This window comes from Vibrio sinus (assembly GCF_023634645.1).
Classification (GTDB): Bacteria; Pseudomonadota; Gammaproteobacteria; order Enterobacterales; family Vibrionaceae; genus Vibrio; species Vibrio sinus.
In genome coordinates, this window is sequence record NZ_JAMKMR010000041.1 from 1 (window position 1) to 9,497 (window position 9,497).

The window sequence follows — 9,497 nt, forward strand, 5'->3', positions numbered from 1 at the left end:
AAACAGTTTACAAAGGCGAGTTAACCCTGTGGGATAACCTTTGCATCGTTGCTACGACGGCATGCGAGCTCAACTGCCGCCGTTGGTAATGACCTCTATATTGCCATTGGCCAATGCAGACTCGATATCATCACAGCATTCTTGATAGGCCTGTTTAAGCGGTACGACATTGCTCGATTTAAAGTGTGTCCAAGAATCTCGGCCTAAGTGTTTTGAGTAATAGAGTGCAAAATCGGCCAAGTTAACCACTTGCTCCCAGTTCAAACCTTGAGGAGACTGTGAATCAAATGGATACATAGTCATACCAATTGAGCAGGTTATTTTAATCTCTAAGCCTGCCTTGACGGTGAAGTTTTGCTCGGCAACTTGGCTTCTGATCCTTTCTGCAAAGTGATGCAGGTGGTCCATTTTCGAAAATTGTCCAACAATGAGGAACTCTTCGCCACCCCAGCGAATTAACCAATCGCTTTCTCGGCAATTTTTCTTTATACAATCAACCACTTGTTTTAGAACGCAGTCTCCTGCGCTATGGCCATGTAAATCATTGACTCGCTTAAAATGATCGATGTCTACAAGTAAGAAGCCGATATCGGGTGTTTCGCTTTGTCGTCGCCCAGCTCGTAAGTCGACTCGCTGTATATGGTTGTCAATGTGTTTGCTTAAAAAGCGTCGATTATAGGTATTCGTTAGTGGATCAATAAAGCTAGATAGCTCTAGCTTTCCTGTTAATTCAGTGAGTTGTTGATTAGTTTTTTCTAATTCAGATATTTTTAACTGCAATTCGATATCGGCGCAGATGTGGTCTCTGTAGCTATGCAATACTTTTTCAACCGATTCACTAAATGTTCTCGATTGAGTATCAAGAATACAAATGGTTCCGAAGACAGAACCATTCGGATAGAGGATAGGAACGCCAATATACGAATAGTAGCCTAAGTCTAACTCTGGACTGTTTGCCCATCTAGGGTCATTGAGCGCATCTTCTACTTTGTATGTGGTGTCGGTCTTAACGGTTTCCTCACAATACACATCTGATCCATTTAAAATCATACTTAAGCCAACTGGTACTTTATCCCCATTAGGATCGTCGGTATTCTTAATCAGTATGGTAATTTTGGGTTCGTTTGGGCCATGAACTTGGTTGATAAAGCCCGAGGAGACGCCGCAGATTTCGACCAAGCTGTCTATCACTGCTCGCCAGCGTTCTAGTAGCTCTTGGGGCACGGTAAAATCTTTGTAACGTGGAGAGTTAAGAGTCAGCTCAATGACATTGTTATCCATGAAAATACTCCCAAATAAAGTGATATAGCCAAATTTCAACATACTAGCCAGATTGCATTATTATTAGGCAGCATTGGTATTAAACTATCGACCAATGTGGAAGCAATTTCTCTGTTAATCATAGTAAAGGGTATGCCTATGGGCAATACAAATGTCATAGGTGCATGTAGTAAACACACACGATCAGTGTTCAAGCAAAATAGGAATGGATAATGGAAAAATTAGCGGAGCTAGTGGAAATCTCCAGGCGTAAAGCAGAAATTGATAAAGCTGGTGATTGGGGGGCCGACCCAATATTGTATTTAAACGAAATTAAAAACGAAGTCGATGAAGTACTGGAAGAACTGCCAAAGCAACGTCTTTGTTATCTAGAGGATGAACTTGCTGATGTGCTATGGGACTACATCAATGCTGTCATTGCATTAGAAGCGAATGGGGCTGCGAGCATAGACTCTGTGCTAGAGCGAGCATGCAGAAAATACCAGGAAAGAGTGTCTGCGATTGAAAGTGGAAAGTCATGGGAATCGATCAAGGAAAAACAAAAGCGGGCGCTGAAATTGGAAAATGGACGAATACAATCCGTAGGAAACCCGTAAGAAAATAATTTAGAGTATCGCTTCGGCCTGTTTAACCAATTGTTCTATAAATTATTTGTTGTCGAGACATTGAAATTCAAGTAGCTTGAAACAAATAGAGAGGATTAAAGGAATAAAGAATGATCTTGGGGCTTGACCACATCAATATCACGATGCCGATTGGTAGTGAGAGTGACGCTAGAAAGTTTTATGGAGAGGTATTGGGTCTTAAGGAGATCCCTAAACCTAAGGCAACAAAGAGTGTTGGAGGCGTATGGTTTAAGTTACCTGATGCTGAACTACATATTGATGGTGAAAATGTCGATCGGGAGCGGACCAGTGCGCATTTTGCGTTGCGAGTTGAAGACATCATGCTGTGGGTGGATAAGCTCAGTATTGCCGGAATCGAAATTGACATAACGGACACCAAAGAAAATAACTTAGTGCGTGGTCACCTACGAGACCCATTTGGCAATGGAATTGAGCTTATCGAACGTTAGTGTCGATGACTAACTAATCTTTCATGCAGAGCGTCAACACAGCGGCAAAGACAAGTAAAGCAAACATCACAAAGAAGACGTCATTGTAGGCCATAACGGTTCCATTTAGCTGCATAATTTTGAGTAGCTCTGCTTTTGCTTGCAACGCTGCGGTTGAAACAGAGCTTCCAGCATGGACAAAATACTCTTGTAATTGATGCAACTTATCCCAACCAGTCGGGCTGGTCGATGATACGGTAGACTCGATTCTATCAAGGTGCAACGTTGTTCTGTTTTGTAACAGTGTCGATATTGCAGCGATACCGATAGCACCACCTAAGTTTCTACTTACATTGGTGATAGATGAAGCATCAGGGCTATCAGCGACCGATATATTTTTGAGTGACAGTAATGAAATACACACAATGATAAATGGTTGACCAATTGCACGTAGTACCATTGCCACAATTAGCTGAGGGCCTGCGTAATCGGAAGTCATATGCGTATTGACGTAACAACTGATACCGAAGACGACGAAGCCAAACGCGACTAAATAGGTAGATTTGACGTATTTGGTTAGCTTTGGAAGTATCGGAAAAATAAGCAATTGTGGAAAGCCCATCCACATCAATACTGTACCTATCTGCAATGAGTCATAATTTTGAACTTGAGTTAGGTATAAAGGAATCACGTAAATAGAACCGTACATTGCCATTCCTAAGATTAGGAAAGCAATACAAGAGGCAGCCAGCTGCGGATCTTTTAGTAGCCTTAAGTTTACTAGTGGTTTCTCGTGTTGGAGCTCAATGATAATGAAATACACAAGACTAATGACAGAAATCACACTTAATGTCACGATAAAACTAGAGCTGAACCATTGATCATCATTGCCTTGCTCTAACACCACTTCTAGACAACCTAGTCCTATCGCCATCGTCAATATACCAAGCCAGTCACCCGATTTGAGTGACGAAAAATCGATGGGTTTTGTTCTTAATCCGTATGCAACCATGGCAATTACAGCAATGGCAGGCGGTATATTGATGTAGAAAATATAGTGCCAAGAAAATTGCTGGGTGAGCCAGCCCCCTAATGTTGGACCGATAGAAGGTGCGAACGTGGCGGTGATACCAAACAAGGCCATACCTGTTGCTCGTTTCTCTAACGGCAGAATTTGAGTAATAAGGGTAAAGGCCATCGGTATTAGAGCACCACCACTAAAGCCTTGCATTGCACGAAAAACGATAATGGAGTTTAGGTTCCATGAAAGCGAACACAAGAAGGAAGAAATTGCGAAAACAGCGGTAGTCCATACTAGGTAACGGCGCTCACCTAGAGATTTAGCGAACCACGCGCTTAATGGGATGGCAATCATTTCTGCGACGAGGTACGACGTAGATATCCAAGAGCTTTGGTCTAAGGTAGCGGCTAGGGCACCTTGTATCTCACTCAACGAAGAATTAGTGATCTGGATATCAAGGATAGCCATAAAAGCGCCAAGCAATCCGCCAAATAGCGCTATCCAATCTTTCGTTGTAACCACTTTATTCGGAGTGCTATCGTTTACAGGAACAGCGACTTCCATCCTACTTAACCTCGAGTATCAACAGTTGCTGTGACGGAAAGACCTGGGATCAATCGGCCCTTCAATATTTCTGGATTAACGATATCGATTTTTACAGGTACACGTTGGACGATTTTAGTAAAGTTGCCAGTTGCATTTTCGGGTGGAAGTAACGCAAATTGTGCGCCAGTACCAGGAGAAAAGCTATCAACGACCCCTTTTAGATGAACATCAGGATAAGCATCTAGGTCGATTTCAACGTGCTGGCCTTTTTTCATTGCGCTGATTTGGGTTTCTTTAAAATTGGCGACCAACCACACGTTTTGAGTAGGAACTAGGCTAAGAAGAGGAGTGCCTGCTTGAACTAGCATCCCGACTCTCAAGCTACGATTGCCTACAACACCGCTCACTGGCGCATAAACTTTGGTGTAGCTTAAGTTTAATTGCGCTTGATTTAGCTCAGCCGTTGCTTCTTCTACCGTTGCTTTTGCTTCAGTAATTTGACTATCGATGACGGCAATCTCATCCGTCGCTGCTTTATAGTTGGCTTCGGCTTCATTAACATTGGCTAATGTTACTTTTTGTTGAGAAAGATCGGTATCAAGTTCGTTCTGTGAAGCGTAGTTTTTCTTTTTCAAACTAGTAATGCGATTCACTTCTTGCGTTGCCAATTTGTATTGTGCTTTCGCTGCGGCTATTTGGCTCGATGCTTGATTGATTTTGCTGTTCTGCAAGTTTCGCTCAGCGAGCAAATTCTGTACATTCGCTTGGCTTTGTGCGAGGTTAGCTTTTGCTTTGTTGAGTGCTTGAACATAGTCCTTATCGTCAATTTGCACAAGGAGTTGTCCAGCCTTCACATGCTCGTTGTCTTTGACAAAGGATTTGATGATATAGCCTGATACCTTTGGGCTAATCGTTGTGACGTTACTTTGTAAATAGGCATTATCTGTTGACTCAAAATACTGACCGTAGCTAAACCAATATACAGCAGCCACCACAGCGATAACTGCAAACACTGAAGTTGCAATGAGTGGTGCCTTTTTTTTATTTCGCTTTTTGTCGTTAGGGAGGCTCAAGTCTGGTTTAGAAGTATTGTCTGTTACAATATTGTCAGCGTCTGTATCGTTCATGTGTCTGCCAGATTTATTTTTTAACTGAATATGACGAATTGTAAACGAACTTTATTGGATGATAAGATAGGAAAAAAGGGAAACACTGTTGCAAAAATATGCCTAATAGTACAAAAAATGTTTCATCAATGGATTTAAATGCAGTGCTCGTATTCACCTATGTGATTGAATATGAAAGTTTTACTCAAGCTGCAAATGCATTGGATATGACGAAATCTACCGTGAGTCGCAAAATCGATGAACTCGAAACCTATTTAGGAGTGAGATTGATCACGCGTTCTACGCGAAGTTTAATCATGACTCCAGAAGGAGAGCGTTTCTATCAGTCAGCGATGCAAATGTTAGAGGTTATTGAAGAAGCCGAACTAGAAGTGTCTGCGAGCCAGGATCTTATCCGCGGTAAGCTAAATGTTGTCATGCCGGTGGAAATTGGTCATTTGTTCGCTTGTCCATTTATCAACAATTTCTTAAAGCTTCATCCTGATGTTTCGATCAATTTGGAAATGACCAATAGGGAAGTTGACATCATTGGAGAAGGCATTGATCTGTATATTCAAGTTGGAGAGCTGGCTGATTCCAATTTGATATCTCGGCCGATAACAGGCTCCAAAAGAGCTTTAGTGGCGAGCCCTGAATATCTGGAAAAATACGGTGATATTCATTCCCTCGAAGATATTAAACCCCCGCATCAAAAGATAAAGATTGTTAGTAAGGCAGTTAAGCCTATGCCTTGGGAGTTTATCAGTAATGACGGCGTGGGTAAGATTGTTGATCTGCCTCATCAGCTGCAGGTCAATACCATTACCTCTTCATTACAGGCGAGTTTAGACGGGTTAGGCATATCCCTTATTCCTGAGTTTATTTGTCAAGAGCACCTCAGTAGTGGCAGATTAGTCAGGCTACTTCCAGAATACAAAATGCCAACTTTGCCCGTGAGTTTGGTTTATGCCAATAGAAAGTTGGTTCCCAAGCGACTAAAAGCGTTAGTGAATTACTTTTTAGACTGCCTCAAGGATGCCGAGGCGAAAGGCATCAAGGAGCCTTTCATCTATAACAGCCCACCAGGAATATAAGTGGGCCATAAACTCAATTAGCCATGGTTGAAGCCTGCAGATTCTTCAGAATCACTGCCGTGAACAACTGGATGAGTCGCGAAAAAGTCTACACAGCGTTGTAAATCGGCCACAAGTATATCGGCTTGATCTCGGCTAAAGCCATGACGCACCAAGATACGCATGATGACCAAATCTTCACGGTGAGCGGGCATAGAATAGGCGGCTATTTGCCAGCCTCTACCACGAATTCTATCGGATAAGTCATAGAGGTTAAAACCGGGGTTCATGCCTGGTTTAATACACCAACTTAAACCCGGTATACCGCCTTCTCCGTCGTAGATAATATTAAACATACCCATTTTTTCAATTTCTCGTGCGATGTAACGAGCATTGTCATAGCACGCTTCATGGATTTTACGATACCCCTCCCGCCCGAGTCTTAAGAAGTTGTAGTATTGAGCAACGACTTGACCGCCTGGACGTGAAAAGTTGAGAGCAAAGGTTGGCATATTACCGCCTAAATAGTTGACATCAAATACTAGGTCATCATGTAGTGCGGCCATATCTCTCCATATAATCCAGCCGACACCAAGCGGGGACAGGCCAAATTTATGCCCAGAAGCGTTAATCGATTTAACCCGTGGAAGCCTAAAGTCCCACTCTAGATCTGGCTCGCAAAACGGCGCGATGAAACCACCACTGGCCGCGTCAATATGCATAGGGATATTGAGACCCGTCGTACGCTCTAACTCATCCAGCGCATCGTGTACCGCTTTTACAGGTTCATATTGGCAGGTAAAAGTGACTCCTAATGTGGGTACGACACCAATGGTGTTCTCATCACATCGTTTAATCACTTCTTCTGGTGTCATTATTAGACGGTCGCCTTCCATCGGAATTTCACGTAGTTCAATATCCCAATATCGGGCAAACTTATGCCAACAGACTTGGACAGGCCCACATATCAAATTGGGCTTGTCGGTCGGCTTGCCTTGCCGCTTCATCTTTTCGCGCCATGCCCACTTTAATGCCATACCCCCAAGCATTGCGGCTTCGCTCGAGCCCGTCGTAGAGCAGCCTACAGGGTTATCAAGCTCAGGTGAGTGCCATAACTCAGCGAGCATGTGTACACAGCGTGACTCTATCTCTGCCGTTTGTGGATATTCATCTTTATCGACCATATTGGTATCGATACTCTCGTCCATTAGCTGATGGACTTCGTCCTCTAGCCAAGTCTGACAGAAGGTTGCAAGGTTTTGTCTCGAATTGCCATCCATCATTAGCTCATCATGAATGAGTTGGTAGGCGTGGCTGGGCAACTGTTCTGATTCTGGAATTCTAAATTTGGGTAAGGAAATGGAAAGATCTTTGGAGCAATAGATGTCGTCAAGAAGGTTGTTTCTCACCGAATCTTTTTCATGAAGGGGCATGGGTATATCTCCGTCTTTAGTAGTGGATATAAATACACTCTGAAAAGATACACTTATACCTTATTTAAGTCATCTTAAGATGTGAGGTTCAGCGAGATTGGTTAAGTCGGTTTTACACTGTAAAGATCTCTAAGATTCTGCCTGGATATCTAACTGTCTTTGAATGAAATTTAAGTACAACATACTGTTTAATGTGATAAATATGCTAGTTCTGTTAATCTCGCCAAGTAAATTGGTTGGATTATGTTTCACAGTGTGTCGTAATATTATGATGTTAAAAAGATATTACTCAGACGGTCTAAATCTCAGCAAAGAATTTAGTAAAAGTAGATTTACACCACACTGTAGGTGCCAGTTTCTTCAATTTTATTGATCGATTAGAGAGTTGCTGTGCTAAACCTTAATAGTAGGGATATTTAAATTAGGAGGCAAAATGGATTTGTTTGCTGACCATAGGGACGCTAAGGAGCAGGGAACAGGCCATCAGCCAACAGATGGGTCAGAAGCGCCATGGAAAGTGCTTATTGTCGATGATGATGAGCAGGTTCATCAGGTCACTAAATTGGCTTTGAGTGGATTTAAATTCCAAAACAGACGCTTGCAATTGATTTGTGCATTATCTGGCAAAGAAGCTCGGGAGATCGTTGAGAAACACGACGATATTGCTTTGGCCCTTGTCGATGTGGTGATGGAAACCGAACATGCTGGGCTGGATCTCGTCAAATATATACGTGAAGAATGCCAAAACCAGAAAATCAGGTTAGTTTTAAGGACAGGTCAGGCAGGGCAAGCGCCAGAAGATGTCGTCATTCAAAGTTATGAAATCGATGACTACAAAGAGAAAACCGAGTTAACCACTCAAAAATTGAAAACCCTCCTTTATTCAATGCTACGTTCTTATCGAGACCTGTGCTTAATCGAAGAGCAAAAACAAGGATTGAGCCGAGTCATCGAAGCTTCAGCGAACGTACAAAACACATCATCATTACAAACCTATGCGACAAGCGTTCTGAACCAGCTTACATCGTTACTTGGCCTACGCACCTCAGCATTTTATTGTATTGTACAGCCAAGGCCAGAAGGAGAGGAAAGCCGGGCATTAACCTTAGCGGCGACGGGCGGGTATGTAAACTTTTGCTCTAAATGTTCTTTCGATATCCTACCTGAAGAAGTGTCTGCGCGCTGTAAGGCGGTACTAACTGATCGTCGTAGCCAGGATTTCGGCGATGCTTTCGTCCTATTTACGAGCGATGAAAGGGGCTTGGACAATTTATTGTATGTCAATCTTAACCAAGAGTTGTCGGAGTTAGACACTCAGTTGTTAGAAATATACATGCAAAATATCGGTTTGACGTTTGAAAACTTAAACCTAATGGTCGATTTGAAAGAGACGTCTCGTGAGCTCGTTTACAACTTGGCCAATGCGGTTGAAGCTCGAAGCAAAGAAACGGGCGCGCACGTAGAAAGAGTTTCTTTGATTTGTGAAAGGCTAGCAGAATTGTATGGCTTGCCTGAGACGGATGTGAATCTCATAAAAGCCGCTTCTCCTCTTCACGATGTGGGTAAAGTTGCCATTCCTGACAGCATTTTGCATAAACCCGGAAAGTTGACGAAAGAAGAGTGGGAAATTATGCAGAAACACGTCGAATACGGTGTTGAAATTCTCAGCAAATCGAAAAGAAAGCTCATTTTGGTGGCAAGAGAAATCGCTGCAACCCACCATGAAAAGTGGGATGGAAGCGGCTATCCGAATAAATTATCGGGTAAAGACATTCCGATTTCAGGACGTATTACGGCATTGGCTGACGTATTTGACGCGTTGGGAGCCAAAAGAGCGTACAAAGAACCTTGGCCTGATGACGAAATTATGCAAGAAATTGTCGCGCAAAAGGGCAAGCACTTCGAACCAGAACTGGTTGATCTTATGGTTGAGCACTGGGAAGACTTTATTGCTATTAGAGATGCACTTCCAGATTAATTAAT

8 protein-coding genes are annotated in these 9,497 nt (G+C 42.7%); 4 read left to right on the forward strand and 4 right to left on the reverse strand.

The features are described 5' to 3' along the window. Positions 1 to 69: 69 nt before the first annotated feature. Positions 70 to 1,281, reverse strand: a complete 1,212-nt coding sequence (locus tag M9194_RS21360; protein ID WP_250614732.1) for a sensor domain-containing diguanylate cyclase — start codon at positions 1,279 to 1,281, stop codon at positions 70 to 72. Between the two features lie 212 nt (positions 1,282 to 1,493). Here M9194_RS21360 and M9194_RS21365 point away from each other — a divergent pair, with 212 nt between their 5' ends. Next, a complete protein-coding gene (locus M9194_RS21365; RefSeq protein WP_250614733.1) occupies positions 1,494 to 1,877 on the forward strand; it encodes a MazG nucleotide pyrophosphohydrolase domain-containing protein in 384 nt (127 codons plus the stop codon). 119 nt (positions 1,878 to 1,996) lie between these two features. Next, positions 1,997 to 2,356, forward strand: a complete 360-nt coding sequence (locus M9194_RS21370) for a VOC family protein (protein ID WP_250614734.1) — start codon at positions 1,997 to 1,999, stop codon at positions 2,354 to 2,356. Between the two features lie 13 nt (positions 2,357 to 2,369). Here M9194_RS21370 and M9194_RS21375 read toward each other — a convergent pair whose 3' ends face one another. Next, the gene (locus M9194_RS21375) at positions 2,370 to 3,920 is read right to left on the reverse strand and encodes a DHA2 family efflux MFS transporter permease subunit (RefSeq protein WP_250614735.1); all 1,551 of its coding nucleotides are present in this window, start codon (positions 3,918 to 3,920) and stop codon (positions 2,370 to 2,372) included. 5 nt (positions 3,921 to 3,925) lie between these two features. Beyond that, a complete protein-coding gene (locus M9194_RS21380; RefSeq protein WP_250614736.1) occupies positions 3,926 to 5,029 on the reverse strand; it encodes an HlyD family secretion protein in 1,104 nt (367 codons plus the stop codon). 128 nt (positions 5,030 to 5,157) lie between these two features. Here M9194_RS21380 and M9194_RS21385 point away from each other — a divergent pair, with 128 nt between their 5' ends. Next, entirely contained in the window at positions 5,158 to 6,102 is a 945-nt protein-coding gene (locus tag M9194_RS21385) for a LysR family transcriptional regulator (RefSeq protein WP_250614737.1), read from the forward strand. Positions 6,103 to 6,119: 17 nt separating this feature from the next. Here M9194_RS21385 and gad read toward each other — a convergent pair whose 3' ends face one another. Then, positions 6,120 to 7,514, reverse strand: coding sequence for a glutamate decarboxylase (gad, locus tag M9194_RS21390; protein WP_250614738.1), 1,395 nt, complete (start codon positions 7,512 to 7,514; stop codon positions 6,120 to 6,122). A gap of 433 nt (positions 7,515 to 7,947) precedes the next feature. Here gad and M9194_RS21395 point away from each other — a divergent pair, with 433 nt between their 5' ends. After that, complete coding sequence (locus M9194_RS21395; RefSeq protein WP_250614739.1) at positions 7,948 to 9,492, forward strand: DUF3369 domain-containing protein; 1,545 nt, start codon at positions 7,948 to 7,950, stop codon at positions 9,490 to 9,492. Positions 9,493 to 9,497 lie beyond the last annotated feature (5 nt).